At 66.8% G+C, this 18,743-nt stretch carries 14 protein-coding genes and 1 tRNA gene; 2 read left to right on the top strand and 13 right to left on the bottom strand.

Annotated elements, in window-relative coordinates; translation table 11 throughout:
• Window positions 1-78: 78 nt before the first annotated feature.
• The 10 genes from AC1C2S_RS15525 to AC1C2S_RS15480 form a co-directional block, all read right to left on the bottom strand.
• Window positions 79-816, bottom strand: a complete 738-nt coding sequence (locus tag AC1C2S_RS15525) for a hypothetical protein (RefSeq protein WP_495353512.1) — start codon at window positions 814-816, stop codon at window positions 79-81.
• A 2-nt stretch (window positions 817-818) separates the two neighbouring features.
• Window positions 819-1,982: a hypothetical protein gene (locus AC1C2S_RS15520; RefSeq protein ID WP_495353511.1), complete on the bottom strand. Its 1,164-nt coding sequence runs from the start codon at window positions 1,980-1,982 to the stop codon at window positions 819-821.
• Between the two features lie 94 nt (window positions 1,983-2,076).
• Complete coding sequence (locus tag AC1C2S_RS15515; protein ID WP_495353510.1) at window positions 2,077-3,405, bottom strand: Ig-like domain-containing protein; 1,329 nt, start codon at window positions 3,403-3,405, stop codon at window positions 2,077-2,079.
• A gap of 149 nt (window positions 3,406-3,554) precedes the next feature.
• Window positions 3,555-4,766, bottom strand: a complete 1,212-nt coding sequence (locus tag AC1C2S_RS15510; protein ID WP_495353509.1) for a hypothetical protein — start codon at window positions 4,764-4,766, stop codon at window positions 3,555-3,557.
• A gap of 139 nt (window positions 4,767-4,905) precedes the next feature.
• The gene (locus tag AC1C2S_RS15505) at window positions 4,906-7,494 is read right to left on the bottom strand and encodes a hypothetical protein (RefSeq protein ID WP_495353508.1); all 2,589 of its coding nucleotides are present in this window, start codon (window positions 7,492-7,494) and stop codon (window positions 4,906-4,908) included.
• 14 nt (window positions 7,495-7,508) lie between these two features.
• Window positions 7,509-9,152 carry a phosphate ABC transporter substrate-binding protein PstS gene (locus tag AC1C2S_RS15500; RefSeq protein WP_495353507.1) on the bottom strand — a complete coding sequence of 548 codons (1,644 nt, stop codon included), beginning with the start codon at window positions 9,150-9,152 and terminating at the stop codon, window positions 7,509-7,511.
• On the bottom strand, window positions 9,149-10,468 hold the full coding sequence (gene pstA, locus AC1C2S_RS15495) for a phosphate ABC transporter permease PstA (RefSeq protein WP_495353506.1): 1,320 nt from the start codon (window positions 10,466-10,468) through the stop codon (window positions 9,149-9,151). Before pstA ends, AC1C2S_RS15500 begins: the two co-directional genes overlap by 4 nt.
• 22 nt (window positions 10,469-10,490) lie before the next feature.
• The gene (gene pstC / locus AC1C2S_RS15490; protein ID WP_495353505.1) at window positions 10,491-11,471 is read right to left on the bottom strand and encodes a phosphate ABC transporter permease subunit PstC; all 981 of its coding nucleotides are present in this window, start codon (window positions 11,469-11,471) and stop codon (window positions 10,491-10,493) included.
• Window positions 11,472-11,702: 231 nt separating this feature from the next.
• Window positions 11,703-12,182 (bottom strand): hypothetical protein, encoded by a 480-nt coding sequence (locus AC1C2S_RS15485; RefSeq protein WP_495353504.1) that lies wholly within the window; start codon window positions 12,180-12,182, stop codon window positions 11,703-11,705.
• Entirely contained in the window at window positions 12,179-12,703 is a 525-nt protein-coding gene (locus AC1C2S_RS15480; RefSeq protein WP_495353503.1) for an RNA polymerase sigma factor, read from the bottom strand. Before AC1C2S_RS15480 ends, AC1C2S_RS15485 begins: the two co-directional genes overlap by 4 nt.
• A 233-nt stretch (window positions 12,704-12,936) precedes the next feature.
• Here AC1C2S_RS15480 and AC1C2S_RS15475 point away from each other — a divergent pair, with 233 nt between their 5' ends.
• On the top strand, window positions 12,937-13,482 hold the full coding sequence (locus AC1C2S_RS15475; protein ID WP_495353502.1) for a hypothetical protein: 546 nt from the start codon (window positions 12,937-12,939) through the stop codon (window positions 13,480-13,482).
• Window positions 13,483-13,530: 48 nt separating this feature from the next.
• Here the strand turns inward: AC1C2S_RS15475 and AC1C2S_RS15470 are convergent, their stop codons facing one another.
• Window positions 13,531-15,735: a hypothetical protein gene (locus AC1C2S_RS15470; protein WP_495353501.1), complete on the bottom strand. Its 2,205-nt coding sequence runs from the start codon at window positions 15,733-15,735 to the stop codon at window positions 13,531-13,533.
• Between the two features lie 383 nt (window positions 15,736-16,118).
• Window positions 16,119-16,195 (bottom strand) — tRNA-Met (locus AC1C2S_RS15465).
• A 252-nt stretch (window positions 16,196-16,447) separates the two neighbouring features.
• On the opposite strand from AC1C2S_RS15465, the gene AC1C2S_RS15460 reads away from it, so the two are divergent.
• Window positions 16,448-17,833, top strand: a complete 1,386-nt coding sequence (locus tag AC1C2S_RS15460; protein ID WP_495353500.1) for a glycoside hydrolase family 18 protein — start codon at window positions 16,448-16,450, stop codon at window positions 17,831-17,833.
• Window positions 17,834-17,866: 33 nt separating this feature from the next.
• On the opposite strand, the gene AC1C2S_RS15455 is transcribed toward AC1C2S_RS15460, so the two are convergent.
• Window positions 17,867-18,742, bottom strand: a complete 876-nt coding sequence (locus AC1C2S_RS15455; RefSeq protein ID WP_495353499.1) for a class I SAM-dependent methyltransferase — start codon at window positions 18,740-18,742, stop codon at window positions 17,867-17,869.
• Between the last annotated feature and the right edge of the window lies 1 nt (window position 18,743).

Below are 18,743 nucleotides of genomic sequence, written 5' to 3'. Positions count from 1 at the left end.
TCTCGTCTGGCCGTCCCGGAGGGGCGAGCGCCTCGTCGGTTTCAGGGGGCCGGGTTTCGGTGGTCACGTCTGTGCTCATCAGCGTGCGCCTGCGAGCCGCGCAGGTTCAGGTTCGCGCATGACGCGGATGACCCGCCAGCCGAAGAACACGAGCCCTGCGAGCACGACGGCGCCGAGCACCCACCACGCCCACGGCGGAACGTTCTCGCCGGTGCTGCTCGCGGCACCCGCGGTCGTTCCGACGAGGATGTCGGCGATCGCGATCGCGTTACACCATCCGGTGAACTGCACTGTATGGGTGCCCGCAGTGGTCTTCTCGGCGACCGGGAACACTGCTTGCACCTGGCCGTTCGCGTCAGCGATGAATGTGCCGATCAGCGCCGGTTCGGCGAACAACACCAACTGCACCTGCTCACCTGCGCCGTACCCGGTCGCCGTCGCCGTGACCTGCTGGCCAGGAAGGTACAGGCTCTTGTCGGTCGTCGCCTTCTCGCCAGTGGTTGCCGCCTTCGTTGGAACGGCGGGCTCGGTTGGCGTGCAGTTGGCGGAGGTGGTGGCTGTGGGTGCACCGCCTTGCGTGTTCGCGGCCGGTCGGCCGGAGGATCCGTTGTTTGCGCTCCCGGAGTTCGCGCCCGGTGTCTGGGTGGTAGGCGGAGTGGGCTGTGTCGGGGGGCGGCTCGGGATCGTCACCGTGAATCCCGTCTCCTGGTCGGGGATTTCCTCGGCTGACGCGGGTGCCGTGCCGGCCGATGCGACGGTTGCGACCACGACGACCGCGATGAGGCAGCGGATGGCCCCTGCTGTTCGTGATCGCATGCTCATCGCACTGGCTCGCTTTCCTTGGCGTGGTGGTTCTCCGCGGCGAGGGTATCGGCGCGGACCTGCTCGGCGTAGACGGCCAGCTCGGCCGCGAGCCGGTGCCGCGACCGACGGCGCCACCAGACGCTCGCCCAGACCGCGCCCGCAATGACTGCGAGCAGCCCGAGCAGCGACCACGGGATCGCCCATGCGAGAGTCGAGGCGGTCACCGGTGCGGGTGCGACATCGGTAGCCGCAACGCCGTCAGCGGCCGCGGGGATCACCGTGAGGTCGGCGAAGAGGAGGAAGATGGGCGGCACGCCGGGGAACTCGGCGGTGACGTGGGTGGTGCCGCCGGGGACGAGGTTCTTGATTGGCGGCAGGGTGACGGTGCCGAGATCGATGCCGAACGGCCCGGTCAGGCGTGCGCTGGGCGTGGCGGAGAGGCGCATGTTGCCGGAGTTGGCGAGGTCGAACCCGACACGGCCGGTGCCAGCGCCGATCGGGTTCCAGGCTCCGTCGTAGCCCGACACCGTGCCCCTGATGTCGAGCGCGGGCGTCAGCGGCCCGTCGACGCGGAGGTAGATGCGCGTGCCGACGCGTTGCGACACATTCACAGTCGAGCCAGCGCCATCGACGGCGGTGGAGCGGAATGATGCGACGATGCCGCCGGCGTGGTCGCCCGGCGTAGCGTCGTGGGGAACGGTGATCGTGAACGGCAGGTCCACCCGGCTGCCGGGCTCCAACGTGATGTCGGTGCCGAGCGCCGCAGTACATGCCGCTTCGGCGTCGTCGTCGGTGTCGGCGCAGACCGATGCGCCTGAGTCGATGCTCGCCCAAGCTCCGGCGTCGACGGATGCCTCGTCGGCACCGATCAGTGTGAACGCTCCGGTTTCGTAGTCGGTCGCGGCATCCGCACCTTGCACGCGGAACGTCGCCGGTTGGGTCGAGAAGTTCGACACCGACACCCAGTCGCTGATCGTGGTGCCTGGCGCGACGTGAAAGTCGAATTCTGTGCGCCCGTCGGGGCCGTCGGGTGAGGAGGGTTGCACACTCCAGGTGACCTCGCTCCCTTCTTCGGCGTGTGCAGGGGCGGGGGTGAAAGCCATGGCGAGGGTCGCCAACGAGAGCGCGGCGATCATCGTGAGCCGGCCTGGTGGGAAGGCGGCGGTGCGAGCGGTCAACTTCGTGTCTTCCGTGAGTGTTGCGAATGGATCGTGACGGTAGGCCGGGGTTCCGCGGTGGATCCAGTGGAACCCCGGCTCTGCCGGTGCCGGCTCAGATCAGGGTGATCGTGAGCGTTGACGTGTAGTTGCCGGCGGCGGAGTCGGCCGGGGCCTTCAGGGTGATTCCGGCCTTGACCGTGGTGTCGGCGACGGTCGCGCCGGCAACCGCCTGCGCGAGCGACTTCTGCGACGAGAGGCCCCCGTTCGTGCCCGCAACGACCTCGGCGCCTGCCGTGCCGCCGTTCGCCGCGGCAGCGCCGATGAGCTCGGGTTTCCAGCCGAGGCTGGAGGCGGCGATCTTCTTCGTGTCGTCGGCGGTGTTCACGAACTCGCTCACCGAACCGTTCAGTGCCCACTCGGTGCGAACTTCACGGTTGTCGGACACCTTTGCTTGCTCGAGCGTGCCCGTTGCCACGTACGACGTGCCTTCGAGAGTCGCCGCGCTGAGCGCGACCGCTCCGGGGGTGATCGTGAACTTCAGCCCGGTTGCCGACGCGGGGATCGTGACCGTGATGTCGGTGTCCTGCGGCGGCTGCGGCTCGGCGACGGTGTTGACGGTCGCCACGCCCGACTCGGAGCCGTTGTGGGCGTTGTCGCCGGCGTAGACCGCCTTATAGCTGTACGTCGTACCGGCTGTGAGGCCGGTCACGGTCGTCGAAGCCGACCCGCCGGTGATGGCGCCGGTGCCGACTTCGGCGCCCGTGGCAGTGTTCACGAACGACACCGACCCGGTCGCCGCGGCCGACGAAACAGTCGCGGTGAGGGTGACGGAGCCGTCATTGCCAGCGGTCGGGGTGAGCGCGGTCGTGGTGTCGACCTTCTCGACGGGCTCCGTCTGGGCCTGGATCTTCCACGTCTCTGTCGCGGCGTCCACGGTGATCATCGTCTTGAAGTACATCGACTGATCGTTCACGCCGACACCGTTCGCGAGGCGCATGCGGTCACAGGTGACGACGAGCGGGAAGGTACCGGTGCCGGCGGCGTTGAAGAGCCCGATCGCGGCGGCTTCGCTGTGGAACGCATAAACCCCAGTGAGAGCGATCGTGGGCCCGGTCGTCTCCGGGTTCAGCCCCGTCGCCTGAGGGAAGCCGTTCTCGCGGCGTCCTGCCGCATGGAGATGGGTGCTTGCATCCTTGATGATGAATGTTCTTGAAGTGGCGTAGTAGAACTCTGGGCAGACTTGCGCCACGTTCAGCTGTGTGGGGGGCGTTTCGAACGTTCCCTCGGAAGGAGTGAAGATCGGCTCGACCGGTACGCCGTCGTTCAGGATCTGATTGCCGGGGATCAGATCGGCGGCGTGGGCCGCCGTTCCGCCGCCGACGGTGAGGATGCTCGCGAGGGTGACCGAGGCGAGCGCGGCAGCGATGAAGCGGATGCTCAATCTGGGCCGTTGGAGGGATGCAGGGGCTTGGGGAACGACGTGCATGAGGATCGGCTCTCTCTTCAGGTGGCTGAGGTCGGGTGCGTGGGCGGGCCGCGAGTGAGTGCGGTCCCGCCCACGCCGCTCATTGGGAACGAGCGATGGTGCGGTTAGGGGAAGGTGATGCTGCCACGGAGGTTCGTGGTCTGGCCGGCCTGGTACGAGACACCGTCGATGGTCTTCGCGGTGGTCAGCGAACCGAAGCCGAAGTCCTCGATCACGAGCTGGGTGCTCGCGCCGGGACGGTCAACCGTGTATGCGGTGGCCGAGACGCCCTGGAACACGTTGCTCAGTGTGGTGTTGGTCGCCAGTTCGGCGTACTTGACCACGGTGAACACGGGGCGGATCACAGGGAAGTCCGTGGTGTTGAGCTTGAGCTCGCCGCCGCCGGCGGCGAACGGCGACTTTCCGCCGATCGAGCCGAGCGCGGTCACACCATGGAGTCGGTTGCTCACCGTCACGCCGTACGCGGCACCGAGCGTTCCGGCCTTCGACTGCGCAATGTACTGCGCGATCGAGAACGGGACGATCGCCTTGTCGTTCGCAGCCAGGGCGGCTCCGTCGTGCTCCTGCACGCCGACGGTCGATCCACCCTGTACGAACGAGTCGCTCACGATCGATCCGTACGCGAGGCCGCCGAGCACCTTGGTCTGCCAGAACGACAGCGTGCCCGAACCCGCCTGCGGCTTGAACGGGACGATCTGCACGCCCGGGGTGGTGGCCGTGCCGACCAGGTACGACAAGCCACCGTGGGTGAGGGTGACCGGCGCGTTCGCCCGGTAGATCGCCTGGAGGCTCAGCTGGCCGGCGGGAGCGGTGAGCGGGATGTCGGTCGGGACGGCGCCATTCTCGTTGTAGCCGTAGCTGACGCCGTCGATGCCGAGCGGGATCCACGCGTAGTCGCCAGTGTTGTCGAGCACGCCGGGCCGGCTCGAGGAGCGCGAGAACTGGAGGTCTGCATCGGTCAGGGCGGTAGACGACGTTCCGCGTGGGCTCGTGAGAACCTGTGCGTTCTTCGCCGCGAAGAGTGCCTTGTTGCCCTCGGTGGAGCCGTTCGGGCGGGGAATCTCGACGCCGGTCGCGGAGGTCTGGATGAAGTTCCCTGCACCCGACGGGATCGTCGCGTCATATGAGGCGACGGTGCCGCCTCCGATGGCCGCGGCGATGCCGTTGTTGACGTCTTGTGTGGTGTCGGACCCGGAGCCCGAGATCACGCCGAACCCGGAAGCCGGGTCGGCGTTCGCGGCGGTGCCGGTGAAGGCGACAGCCCCAATGGTGAGTGCGGTGATCGCGGCGAGCGACCACTTGCGGTTCAGTTTCATTTCAGCTTTGCTTTCTGCTATCGTCTCCGCTTGGTTGTCCTTGTGGACTCCGGCCCCTCATCGCGCTCTTACCCTGTGATGGGGGGCTTCCCTTTGCGGTCTGGAGACGGCGACCGCACAGGTGGTCTTGGCCCGGGCCTCAGTCGGTCGGTTTTCGTCGCAGGAAGAACGGGGAAGCGGCGAGGCCGCCGAGGCCGGCGAGCAGGGCTGTGCCGAGCGCTCCCTGCATCGGCGTGATCGCCGTGGCGGTGGTCGCGGCGACGTGTCCGGCGTCGGCGTTGACGGCAGTCTGCGTCGCGCCGTTCTCAGCGGCGCCTGCTGCCTTCGGTGCGCCGTTCGCAGCGCCGGACTGGCTCGGGACGGTGGTGGTCACGGTGGGTGAGCTCGCCGGGTCGACGAGGAGCCGGTCGGCGAGGGCGGATGCCGACGCGCGTTGCTCCGCGGTCAGGGGCGCATATCCAGCGGGCAGGAGACCTCGACTCGAGCCCACGACCTGCCCGTTGTCTGCGGCGTAGCGCAGCAGATTCGCATATTCGGTGCGTGCTTCCCGGTCGGGGCCGAGGGCGTTCAGGTCGACCGCGGCGTAGATAGTGCTGGTGAGTGGGTAGGCGTCAGTTGCGAGCTTGTCGAATTGCATAGCGGTGACTCCGTCTGCTCCGGGCGTCAGCCCGGAGGTGAGCGCGGATTCCATGGCGGCGGTGGTCGGGTTCACGAACACTTCCGGCCGATTGGGCAACTGCAGTGCCGCGGTACCCAGCCCCATGCGGGCCGCGCTGGCGGCGTCGACCGGGCCGAGGGCGAGGCGAGGGATACCCTCCGGTACCGGGGGGTTCGGGGCGAACGCGCCGGGCTTTCCCCCAGTGACTTTGTGTGGATCCCAGTCGAAGGTCTGTTTCGACTCGACCCGGAACACTCGTTTCGCGACTTCACTCAGGCTCTGGGCGTACGGCAGGAGGGTCAGCGAGTCGACTTGCTTGCCGTCGTACAGATTCGCCGCAGTCTCGGCATCGGGCGAGAGGTTCTGGTCGGCGCGGGGGACGATGTCGATCGGGTCTTTCGCGAGGTCGTAGGGAAGACCGCCGCCGAGGGCTCGCGCGTCAGTCGATGGAAGGTAGTAGGGGTTGATGGTCTGCCCCCACGGGTCTGGCTCTCCTTGCAGCCAGCGGCGTGCCTCGTCGTCGGCTTGGATCCACTGCCACAGCTGACGGATTCCGTCGTCCCCGGTCGGACCCATCACGATGAGCCCGCTGTCACTCAAGTAACCGCTCATCAAGTCGAAACGCGCCGGGTTTCCGAGGGCCTGCCATTCCGGGTCGTTCGCGATGCTGAAAGGCGCCCGGTTGACGTAGTCGATATCGGGCCAGTGGTTGCCGGCATGGGGGATGTGCTGTCGATACTGCTGGGTCAGGATCTTCGCCATGAGGCGCGGAGACAGTCTCACACCGTCGGTGTACCGAGCCACCGCTCCGGAGTCATCGGTCAGGACCGAGGCGTTGTACGCGATGACGAGCCCGGAGTTCAGCATCGGTGCGTAGGCCAGGTCCGCCTGCGAGAGAGCTGCGACCGCTTCGGCTCCGACGGTCTGCTCGGTGACCGGCAGCGCGCTCAGAGCCATGCCCGCCTGACCTGTGACCAGTTGGGAGCGGGTCAAGCTGCCGGAGCCGGTCGTGAGGTTGTATCGCGCCGGGCTCTCGCCGGTGCAGAGCGCCGATTGCCAGGAGCTGAGGGCTCCGGCGGTGAGTTCGGAACCCACGACCCTTCGCTCGGGTGCGCCGGACGCGCACTCGACGTAGGCCGGAGCGAAGTCCAGCGGCACGACCACCCGGTGATCCCAGTATGAGCATTCGGGCGAGATCGGCGACCCGGCCTGGACGTCTTGGAAGGAGCCAGGCAGCGCGTCCGCCCAGGGATGGCACTGTTCGCCGGCCCGGCCGCCGAAGTGCTCTCCTCGCGGGACGACGACGAGCCAGCAACGGTCACCGGCAGCCGAGCTCGGGTCACCGCACCCGAGGTGCGGTGACGAGGCTGCGGACTGGACCTCGAACGCTGCACTGCCGGCGCCGCGTGCGTCGGCCCGCACGATCGGCAGTTCGTTGGTCGACGACGGGGTGAAGAACGTGGCCAGACCGTCTCGCGTTTCGGTGTTCCCGCCGGGCGTCGGTATCTCCACCGGTTGGGTCACTTCGCCCCACACGCTCCGAAACTGCCGGAACCCGCTCGCGTTCGTCGCGCCTCGCGTGGCGACATCGAAGCCCGCCCCGACGGTGGCCCACCGTTCTGCCGCGCTGACGAACCCTGAATAGGGCGAGTTCACTCCGAATTGGCAGGTCTCCGCGAAGTCAGCTGCTGCCGGGTCCGCACCCCAGCACTGCATGAGCTGTACGAAGTTCCGCGCCCCGAGTTGGAACGGCATCACCGTTTGCTTCAGCCCCGTGAACGAGACCTCGACAGCCTGGTCCTGCAGGTTCTCGGTCTGTGAAACGGTGACAGTGAAGTCGCGGAAGTCCTCGACGAACGCGTCGGCGAGACCGTCGCGGCTCGGTTGGTACTGCGCGGCGCGGCTGTCGTCGGCGCGCCATTTCACGGTGAGCGAGGAGTCATCCGGCGCCGCGGCGGCCTCTGATGCCGTCGCGAGCGCACCGCCGCCACCGATGGTGATCGTCAAGAAGAGTGCGAGGATCGTGCCGGCGCGGCGTGGCCGTCGCGGGAGCGTGGCGCGGTTCGTCATCGTGGTTGTGCCTGTCAGTTCGTCGGGCTCGTAGGCGGGCCGCGGGTGGGGATGGGGAGGATCGTTCGACGTCGGCGTTTGCCGAGGATCGGTGGGATGGTGGCGAGTGCGAGCATCCCGGCTCCGGCTCCGAGCATTGAGGCGGCCGGCAGCCATCCGGTGGCACCAACCGGTAGCGATTGCGGTGTCGCATTCACCAAGATCGGTGAGGCATCCGCGTCGATGGTCGAACCGTCCCCGTTGCCGGTCACCGCGTCGGTCTCACCGTCCGCCCCCGATTGCGGTCCGTCCGTGCCCACTGTTTCGTTCGCTGAAGTTCCAGACTCGGTGGGGGTGTCCTTCGCGCCACCGGTTCCGGTTGCGCACTGCGTGGGGCCTTGACGGTCGCAGTCCTGTGGGTACGGTGCTTCGTTCGCGAGCTTGTTCGATCCGTCGGGCGAGAACGTCGGGTTGTTGCAGTCGGTGATGCCCTTGATCGCGGGGTTGCCGCCGGGGATCTTCTGAATCTGCGTCTGCCCGGCCTGCACGAGGTTGATCGGCAGCGGCGAATACCCGAGGGTTTCCGCTTGCTGCTGTCCCTCGCAGAGGAAGTACGACCCGAAGTCCGCGAGGGTCAGACCCTTGTTCTCGGTGAACTGCGACTCGAGCGCGGTCGGCAGGATGATGTAGCTATAGCTCGACAGCGGGTACGTTCGCGGGTCACCGGAGGTGTAGACCCCGCTGAGGTTTTGGGTGAGGTAGTCGGGGGATGCGGTGTCTTCGTTGATGCGGGCGCTCAGGAGTCCGACGGCGACATTCTGGGCAGTGGGTTCGCTGTAGTAGCCAGCATTGTTGAGGACTTTCGCGACGGGGTAGCCGGCGTTCAGCGCATAGGAGTACTCCACGAACGTGATCGCGCCGACCGCGTGCGGCAGGGCGACATATCCGGCGACGCCGTTCGAGCCCGCCTTCGCGACGAAGCCGCTGCCAGGCACCACTGGGTAGTTGCTCGTGACGCCGCAATGCCCGTTGACGAGCGGACGACCCACAGCCGGGCAGTACGCGTCCCACACCGCCGTGTGCTGTTCTCGAAGCCAGATCGAGACCTGCGCGGTCGCGCCGGAACCGTCTGAACGCACCACGGGAACGATGGGGATCGATGGGAGCGCGAGCGCAGGGTTGTCGGCTTTGATCTGCGCGTCGTCCCATCGGGTGATGACCCCGGTGAAGATCTTCGCGACCGTGTCACCCGAGAGGCGCAGGTTGGTGACCCGTCGTCCGCCGATCTCCAGGTTGTACATGAATGCGGTTCCGCCGGCGACGATCGGCATGTACGCGAACTGGCGGGTCGGGCGGATATCGGCTTCGTTGCTGTTCGCGATCTGGTATGGGATCTCGCTGACACCGAAGTCGGCGGTGCCGTTGGCGAAGTCGTTGCGGCCCTGGGTGGAGCCCGACTCCGAGTAGTCGATCTTCCACTGGTAGTTGGACCAGACATTGCGTATCCATTGTTGAAGGGCGTTGGCCGACCAGGTCGAACCGCTCCCGACGACGGGCGCGTGCACAGTGCCCACGGCTTCGGCCCTCGGGGTTGCCCCGATCGTGAGGCTGCCGGTCGTGACGAGCACCACGCCGAGCACCGCGACGACTGTGCGGGCGACATTCCAGCGGCGGCTCATCGGGCGCCCCCGTCGATCACGGCGCCGCCGGCGGCATCCGCTGGTCTCGAATCGCTCGACCGTCGGAAGCCCATGCCGCCGTAACCGGCCGTCTCGATCGTCGAGGCGGCATCGCGCGCCGCGAACCGCGCGGCATCCCGCTTCGACGCCACCTTCGCTCGGGCGAGCCCACGCGATGACAGCACACCGGCGCCACGGCCGCCGAGGATCCGGGCGAGGAGGAACAACACGAACACGAGCACCATGAGCACCGCAGCCGCACCGAACCCACGAGCGATCTGGGTGTCTTCAGGTGACTTCACGAGCGTGAACGTCGCGAACGGCAGGCTCACCATCGGCCCCGAGAAGGGGTTGAAGTTGAAGTAGGTGGTGTAACCGGCGGTGAGCAGGATCGGGCTGGTCTCGCCGATGCCTCGCGCGGTGCCGAGGATGATCGCGGTCATCAACCCCGATTTGCTCGTCGGCAGGATGACGTGCCAGATGGTGCGCCACTGGCTCGTGCCCATCGCGAGCGACGCTTCTTTCAGGGTGCCGGGCACGAGGCGCAGCACGACGTCGGCGCTGCGGATGATGATCGGCAGGATCATGATCGTGATCGCGAGTGAGGCCGCGAAACCCGACTTGTCGAGGCCGAACATCAACACGTAGGTGGCGTAGATGAACAAGCCGCAGACGATCGAAGGCAGCGCGGTCATCGCCTCGACGACGGTGCGCACAACTCGGCTGAACGGGCCAGGGAACTCGGCGAGGAACACCGCGCAGAGCAGGCCAAGCGGAATCGAGATCGCGAGCGCGAACGCGATCATGATGAGCGTGCCGACGGCGGCGTGCAGCATGCCGCCGACCGTCAGCGGGTCGAGTGGGCCGGCGAGCGAGAGGTCCTGCACCCAGAAGTTCCAATTGAGGAACGCCTCGGAGCCGCGGGCGAGGGTGAACGCAACAACGACGGCCAGCGCGAGCAGCAGCACAACGGCGAGGGAGTGCACGAGCACCGACATGACGCGGTCCACGATCGTGACCCGGTTGTCGTCGAAGCTGATGAGCACCACGAAGTACCCGACGAACAGCAGGTAGCTGATCAGCACGAACGCCAGCGGCCCTTCGAACGGCGCGATCTGCGTGAACAGCCAAGCTGTAGTGGCGACGCCGGCGACGGCGGCACCCACGACGCGGAGGATGTCGGTGCGATGGATGCGCGAGAGGTCGCGGCGCGACTCGGACCTCGTCTGGTGCGTCTGCCGTTCGCGCACGGGTAGCTGCGTGCGGCGCTCCGTGACCGTGCCGCGCAGCCTGGTGGTGGGGTCGGTGAGTGTCATGTTCCTCGTCCTTGATGCGGCGTCAGCTTGATGCGCCCGAGCGGGACCGGGCGATGATGATGCCGGCGATGAAGTTCACGATCATCGTGATGATGAAGAGCACGAGCCCGGCTGCCATCAGCGCGGAGAGTTCGAACGGACTCGCCTCGCCGTAGCGAAGGGCGATGAGCGAGGAGATCGAGTTGGTGCCGGTCTGGAGGATGTGCGGCTGGATGACGAACACCGGCGAGATCACGAGGTACACCGCGATCGTCTCGCCGAGTGCGCGCCCGAGGCCGAGCATCGTGCCGCCGATCATGCCGCCGAGCCCGAATGGGTAGACGACTGAGCGGATCATCCCCCATTTTGTGGAGCCGAGCGCGAGGGCGCCTTCTCGCTCGCCGGCGGGCGCCTGCGCAAACACCTCGCGCATGATCGATCCTGCGATCGGGGCGACCATCATCGCCACGACGAGGCCGGCAAGGAATGCACTCGCGGTGAAGACCGTGGGTGTGGCGAGCGGGTCGCTGGGGTCGAAGCCGGTGACGGCGAAGATCGGGATCCATCCGAAGTACGTCGAGATCCACTCTGCGACGGGGAGGATTGCACCTTCCAGCCAGAACATGCCCCAGAGGCCGTACACGACCGAGGGGATTGCGGCCATCAGGTCGACGATGCCGGTGAGGAGCCGCTTCAGTGCGCCGGGCGCGTACTCGGAGATGTACGTGGCGGAGGCTACCGCGAGCGGCAGCGCGACTGTGATCGCTGTGAGGGCGATCGTCACCGTGCCGAACAACACGGCGGCGATGCCGAAGCGCCCGGAGTTCGGTTCCCACGCCTCCGTCGTCAGGAATGACGTACCGGCTGACCCGATCGCCTCGGCGCCTCGGATCAGAAGGAACAGCCCGACGAGGGTCATGATGGCGAGAACCAGTACGCCGCCCCCGTGCGCGGTCACCCGGAACAGGTTGTCCGAGAGTCCGCGTACCGCCTTGAGCGGTCGGGGCTGGTCGGTGAGCGTCATCGTGATATCGCAGCTTTCGTTCCGAGCGTCGAAGGGCCGAAGTCTCCGGTGATCCCCGGCGAAGTTTGCAGGCCCCGTGCGTGCATGTTCGAGTCTGTCGATCCGGTGCGGCTCGATGAACTGCTGAAGCCGGAACAGTCAAGGTCACTCAGTGGAGCGTTCAGTGAACTCTTCGGCGAGGGGTAAGGTCTGCGATTTCTCGAACATGGCGGGCACGGCCACGCCCGCCGATCACTCCGCTACGGGTGTCGGGGGGCGCAATCCGATGGCGGCGCAGAGGTCCCCATCGGTCTCGGCGATGCCTGGAGTGCTTCGAGGGAACGCCGCGAGCGATCGGTCTGGGCGCATGCAGAGCACGAGCTCGGGTGCCTGCTCATGCGGAGCGCCGTCGACGAGGCCGCGCTCCCACATGTCTTTGCACATCGCGAGAGCGATCGCTTCGCGATGCTCGAGCGGGTCACTGTTCGAGCGAGCAGCTCCGGCGTGCGCGGAGTCGAGGTCGGCCTCGGCGTAGCAGTCGACCCAGCGCTCCTGCACCTCGCCGGGAGCGAGCACGATCCAGGCGACCAGCCCGAGCGAGATGACGCCGGCACCGGCCACTGCCGCGATCGCCTGGGTTCGGCGGCGGCGGCGGCGGGCACGGATGTGTCCGGTCAGCCATTGCTCCATATCGGCCCGACGCCCCGGGCTCAGGCGGGGTTCACCGGTCATCGTGTTCCCCCGAAAAGGACTCGCAGGCGCTTGCGAACACGGTTGAGGCGTTTGCCGACTGAAGCGACCGAGAGTTCGAGTTGCGCGGCAACCTCGTCGTAGCTTCGACCCTCGACGATCAGGCCATGGTAGACCTGCTGATCGAGGAACGGCATCTCGGCGATCTCATCCTCCACTTTCATCAGCAGCTCACGATCGGCGGCGCGCTGCAGCGATCGTGTTTCGAGAATGCTAGCCCCGTGCTCATCGAGGCTTTCCGCGACCGGCCGCCGGCGCAGCGCCCGCCGCCGATTCGCGACCAGGTTGCGGCACGTCACCAACAGCCAGGCTTCCGCCGAACCGGAGACGAGACGCACTCGCGCCGCCTTGTCCCACGCGGTGGCGAACACTTGCTGCGCGATCTGCTGGGCCTCGTCTTGATCGGTGAATTCATCGAGCGCGGCGGCGAAGACACGCTCTGCATGCCGGTGGTAGAAGACCGCGAAGGCGCGGTCGTCGCCTCGAGACGCCCGCAGGAGCAACTCGCCGTCACTTCGATCACCCTGCTCGCTCATCAAGCGCCGAGTGTAGTGTCTGCGACGACTCCTGCAGACACTCCGAGTGACATCACGACATCGCCCTTTTGTGCCTCGATACGGATTCCTTACCCCGGCACGAGATGGCCCGAAAGAGGTCATATTCGCTACCGTTTCTTCGCCGAAGCGTCGTTCGCGAGATGTTGTCACGCCGACGCGGCGGGCGGTTGACTGTCGCCGTGAAGATCACCCGCTTCGAAATCGGTCAACTTGCCGCGCTCGCCATCGTCGCGTCAGGCACCTTGACGTTGCTTCCGACGACAGCAGCTGCGGCAACTGAGTCCAGCGAGTCGTGCTGGTACAACGTTGACACCGGCGAAATCGGCTGCTTCGACGCCTCTCTCGACCCGCACGAGCAGATCGAGCTCGCGACCGGAGCACAGCTCGTTGCAGTTCCCACCGAGCCAGACGCCGGGCGACTGAGCGAAGAGCCTTCGACCATCGCCGAGGTATACCTGCTCGTGACCGTGTGGGACACCACAAGCTACGCCGGCCAGAGCATGAGCTATTACACCTCGAACGCGAACATCTGCGCCGGTGTCGCTCACGGATTCTCGGACCTGCTCAGCTGGAACGACCGCATCGCATCACTGCAGTCCTATAACGGCTGCGTCACTTGGTTGTACGACGACTTCGGCACGTTGGGGCTCGAGTACGGCCCCGTGTCCTCGAGCACCGACCTCGGCACATTCGAATACCAGGCACGATCGATGTACATCGAGTGAGTCAACGCCCCAGGCGCAACGACGATCTGGATGCTGAGCCCAGCGATCTCACTCTTCGTGGTCAGAGCCGGCGATATCGAGCACTACCCCGGCGATTCGCACCCTGAGGATGGCCTCGCTCGACGCAAAGGCCTCCCGTGTTCGGCAGTACCCATCTGCAGTCTCCACCTGACCGGCCGCCCCTGATTTGCCAAGACAGAACACCCGCGCAGACTGACCACCGTTGTCAGGAAGGGTGTCCCACGTCCACTCGCCGCGCTCCTCTAAGTACGCGAGTCCGTGGAGGGTGAAATCGAGCGAAGGTCCGGGTGCGGAATGCTCCGTCCATGGCCCGCAAACTGCATCGGTACCCCACACCGTGCACGCACGGAGCCGCAACCGCACCGGCACACCGAACGGTCCTCCGGTGAGCTCGCGTGGCACCGCGGCACCGCTGAATGCCACGGGCCCACCAACCGACTCGCGCTCCTCATCAAGCTGTTGCAGCTCGTATCGGGCAGCGCCGCCAGCAGGCTCGATACGGTACTCGTTACGGGTGCCAACCCACGCCATGGTGCCGCCGTCATCGCTCACGGCCGACGGCACCGGATCAGGCTGCACCGTCACCGCCTCGCTCCTGGCGCAGGCGGTCGCCGTGTATCCCCAGACGACAATACGGTAGCCTCCCTCCGGCGGCGGCGCTCCCCCGAAAACGGCCGTCTGAGCGCGGCCGACATCGAGCACTTCGCCGCCGGGCGGCGTGACCGCACCCGTCGAGGCGACGTAGCACACGGCCGGCTCCTCACCGGGAGCCAGCCGCTGCGCAAAGTAGCCGAGCACGGGCGCGCCTCCGCCGAAGGCCGACCAGTCGAGTGAGATCGTTCCAGACGCCGGATCCGGCACGACTCGGACGTCACTCGGCTGCAGCGGTTCGCTCTTCGGTCCCGAGGGGAGCGCGCTCGTAGGCAGCGACCCCGGCACCGGAGCATCGCCCACAAGCGGAGCCTGCGCATCGGGCGGAGTCGTCACCCGTGGAGGCGCCTGCCGCAGCGGTGGATCGTCGGGCTCACCTGCGCTTGGCACGCCCGGCTCCACCGCAAGCGCATCATGGTTGCCGACGCCGAGTATGCCGCGCCACGTCACCGGCACGACTCCGTCTTCGGTGACGTTCCACACCTCGCCGGATGCTGGGTCGTTGAGCAGGAAGGCTCCTCCGTTCGAGCGAAACACCGGTGCCACACCGCCTGGACCGCCGTCACCCGCGTTCTCGCCAGTAGCGCGTCTCGAAACCGCCGCAACGGTGGTACCCGATCTGGCCTCACCACGCAGTCCAACGCCGGCCTCCGCGCACCGCCGCCATTCGTTCCCGTCACTCCATGCGGCGAAACCGCACCCATCGACCAGCAGTGGTTCCGCGGGATCACCGCTTCCTCGGGCGAGCACCCGAACGTCACCCGTCTCGGCGATCTCGAGGAGCTGTGAGGAGGTAGCGACGAGAACATGTCCGGCGCTTGCGGCACCGGCATCACTCCCGACCGCCACCTGCTGAAGCACGACTTCGGCATCGGAACTGACCACTCGACTGAGATCGACGACCCTATCCGGCAGAATGAGTCGCCTGGTCCCAGGGTCGAGCACAGCCCAGCCAGCGGATGTCGCGGACACCTGCACCGGCACGGAGCCAGATCCTCGAAATGGACCAAACCCGCCGACCCGTTCGGAACGAACTGCACCGACCCGGTACACCGACCCATCTCGAGGCGAGGCGACAATCAGGTCGCCCGCGGCATCGACCACCATCGCAGCACCCGCGCCGAACTCGAACGAAGGCGGTGACGATCGATCAAACGACGACAGCCCGTCAGCTGGCGTGAGCCACAACCGTCCCGTACTCGGCGCGAGCAGGGCGATCCTCTCCGTGTCGGCGCCGTGGTCACCTTCCGGAGCTGGGATCAGTGCCACTTCCGCCGCCGTCGATGGCAGCCAAACGGCATCGCCGAACTCGAGTGTCGCCGGGTCGAGCGGCATGATCGACCCGATCTCACGATCAATCACCAGCACAGAAGTCGGTGATTGCGCGACGTCGATCTTCGCAGCGTCCAACAGAACCGCCGCATCGAACTCACTTGTCAACGTATTCACGCGCCCGATCGCGCCGTCAGCATCATTTGTCGCCCACACATACACCTGGGCCGCGGTGAAACGTGCGCTCCCGGTCTCGTGAGGTGCGACCAAGGCGACACCGACGACGAGCACCACCAACGCGGCGCTCACCGCAGCCGCCACCCGATTCGCGATACGCCTACCTCGCTCCGGTGTGGCCATTCGGAACTCATCTCACTCGCCGGATCCCAGCCTGACAATCACGCCACACGAGGGGGCCGTGGTGTGCACGGCGATACTGTAGCCGACCAATGCGAACAGCAAGGGTGCTCGTGAAGAAGTGCGGATGATCGATTCACGGTCCGGCCGGCGTCGCATCCGAGCGTGAGCGTACGAGACGAGCGACTGCCGCTCGAGGAACTGATCCACCCCGGGCCCGTCGTGACTTCACAAAAAAATCCGGCGCAGCTTGGCGCTGCGCCGGATTTGTGCCGAGTCAGTCACTCTTCATTCCCTTTGTAGGGATCAAGAAATCGAATCTGACCGGGACTTGTTGGTTGCGGGGGCAGGATTTGAACCTACGACCTCTGGGTTATGAGCCCAGCGAGCTACCGAACTGCTCCACCCCGCGGCACAAGAATTGACTCTAGCACGGCGCAGAGGAGCCGTCCAATCGAGGGCGTACCCGACCCCGAATGCCTCCGGCGCATCCGATTCCCGACCGTGACGATTGCTGCTCGGCGCGCAGAAACTCGTTCGCACTTTCTTTGTTAGGACTCTTTCCAAATGCGCCGGGCGTTGGTACTGTCACCGCAACAGTTCGCATTCAGCCGTCCCGGCCATCGGGATCGGCATGGCCCGACAACGATCGATGAGGATTCACATGTCACCACGCCATCTGTTCCGTGGAGCGGCTATCACCGCCGCCGCCACCGCCCTCCTCGCCGCTTCTGCGGTCTCCCCCGCCCTCGCTCATGGAAACGGCAACGGCCACGGCCATGGCCATGGCCATGGCCACGGCCATTCCAACTCCGCCGGCCCCACCGACGTCAACGGGTACCGCTCGGTCGGCTACCTCATGTCGGACACTCCGGTCACTCGCGACTACCAGATCGAAGACCTCCTGCGCACGGGAGCCATCGAGGACGTCACCCACATCAACTACGCCTTCGGCAACGTGACGGCGAACCTCACGTGCGAGATCACCGGTGTTCCCGGCGAAGGCGACGCGCAGAACGACTACCTGCGACTCGTCTCGGCCGACGACTCGGTCGACGGCAAGAAGGACAAGTCGAACAAGCACCAGCGCCTGGCAGGCAACTTCAACCAGCTGCGGAAGCTCAAGGAGGAGAGCCCCGACACCAAGGTGCTCATCTCGCTGGGCGGCTGGACCTGGTCCGACAACTTCTCGGCCGCAGCCTCGACACCCGCGGGCCGGGCCGAACTCGTCTCCTCGTGCATCGACGTGTACCTCAAGGGAAACCTCCCGCGGGTCGGCTCGCTCGGCGGCCCCGGCGCCGCGGCGGGGATCTTCGACGGCATCGACGTCGACTGGGAATGGCCGGTCAACGGCGGCGAGACCGCGAACGCCAAGCCCGAAGACCGGGAGAACTTCCTGGCCCTCATGGAGGAGTTCCGCGCACAGCTCGACGCCTACGGCGCAGAGACCGGCGAGGAGTACCTGCTGACCGCCTTCGCCCCGGCAGGCGGCTGGAACACGAACGCCGGCGGCTGGACCGACCCCCGGCTCTTCGCCGTCATCGACTGGCTGAACGTGCAGGGCTACGACTACGCGGGCGGCTGGACCGGCACGACCGGCCATCAGGGCAATCTGCACCCAGACGGCGACCACAACTGGGGTCTCGCGATCGACAACGCCGTCGGCCTGTACACGGCCGCCGGCGCCCGACCCGACCAGCTGAATGTGGGCCTGGCCGCCTACGGCCAAGGCTGGACCGGGGTCACCGTCGGCGACTCGGCGTGGCAGGCGACCACAGGTTCCCTCGGCACGAGGCCGTACTACGAGATCCGCGACGTCGGCGAGGGCTACTTCGACCCCGCCCTCGGCGCTTCATGGCGATTCGATGCGGCCACCGGCGAGTGGTGGAGCCTCGACGACCCGAAGTCCGTCACCGCGAAGGCCGAATGGATCGCGAGCCAGGGCTTCGGCGGCGCCATGTGGTGGGATCTCTCGGGTGACTACCGCAACGAGCTCGGCGACGCGCTGGGCGACGCACTCCGCGACGCAGACGAGGGCCCGCTCGACTGAGCTCGCGACGCGGCCGGCCGCGACGGGCAGCACTCAGCTGCCGGTCGCGGCCCTGGGCGTCTGCGGCGACGCCACGATTTCGAACGACAACGGCAGCCAGCGCTCGGCAGGCCAGCCGTACATGCCCTCGCCGAGATCGATCGTCGCCGGGAACATGCGCCACGGCACGCGATAGTGCTCTTGGAAGGAGTCGATGGCGAGGCCGGCGCCGTGAACTGCGTCGAACACCTCACTGAGCGGATGCGCCCACTCCCACGTACGAGAATTGACGAGGGCTGCCTCTGGGTCGGCATAGTCGCTCGAGTCGTCGATCACGTCGGGCGCGGCCTTCTCATACGGATACGCGAACGTCGGCATGCCGCCAGGAGCGCCATCGCCTTCGAAGACGAGCGCCGCCGGGTGCCCGTCGGCGAAATAGAACCGGCCGCCCGGCTTCAGGAACCACGACACGATGCGCGCCCACTCCGCGACATCCGGAAGCCAGATGATGGTGCCCCAGGTCGTGAAGACCAGGTCGAACGACTCGGGCTCGGGCAGCATGTGACGCGCGTCGTAGACGTTCGCCTCGATGAACCGCGCACGTTCCGAGAGGCCGAGCTCTTCGGCCATTCGGCGGGCCTCCGTGATCGCCGAAGGCGAGAAATCTATGCCGACGACGGTGGCACCGAGGTTTGCGAGCGAGAGCGTGTCGGAGCCGAAATGGCACTGCAGATGCAGCACCCGCACGCCCTCGAGCCCGTCGGGGTAGAGGCGCTCGATCGCCGCTCGCGTGATCGGGTCGAGTACTCCCCCGCCGTTGCGCAGCGGCTCCTGGTCGTAGAACTCCGACGCGACGTGCACGCCGACGCGTTCATCCCAGTTCGCGAGGTTGTCGTCGAGCCATTCGCCGCCCCGCAGGTCGACCCCCATG

This window comes from Agromyces sp. Y782 (assembly GCF_059445405.1).
Note: the sequence above shows the minus strand (reverse complement) of the source record. Positions and strands in the feature narration are given on the sequence as shown.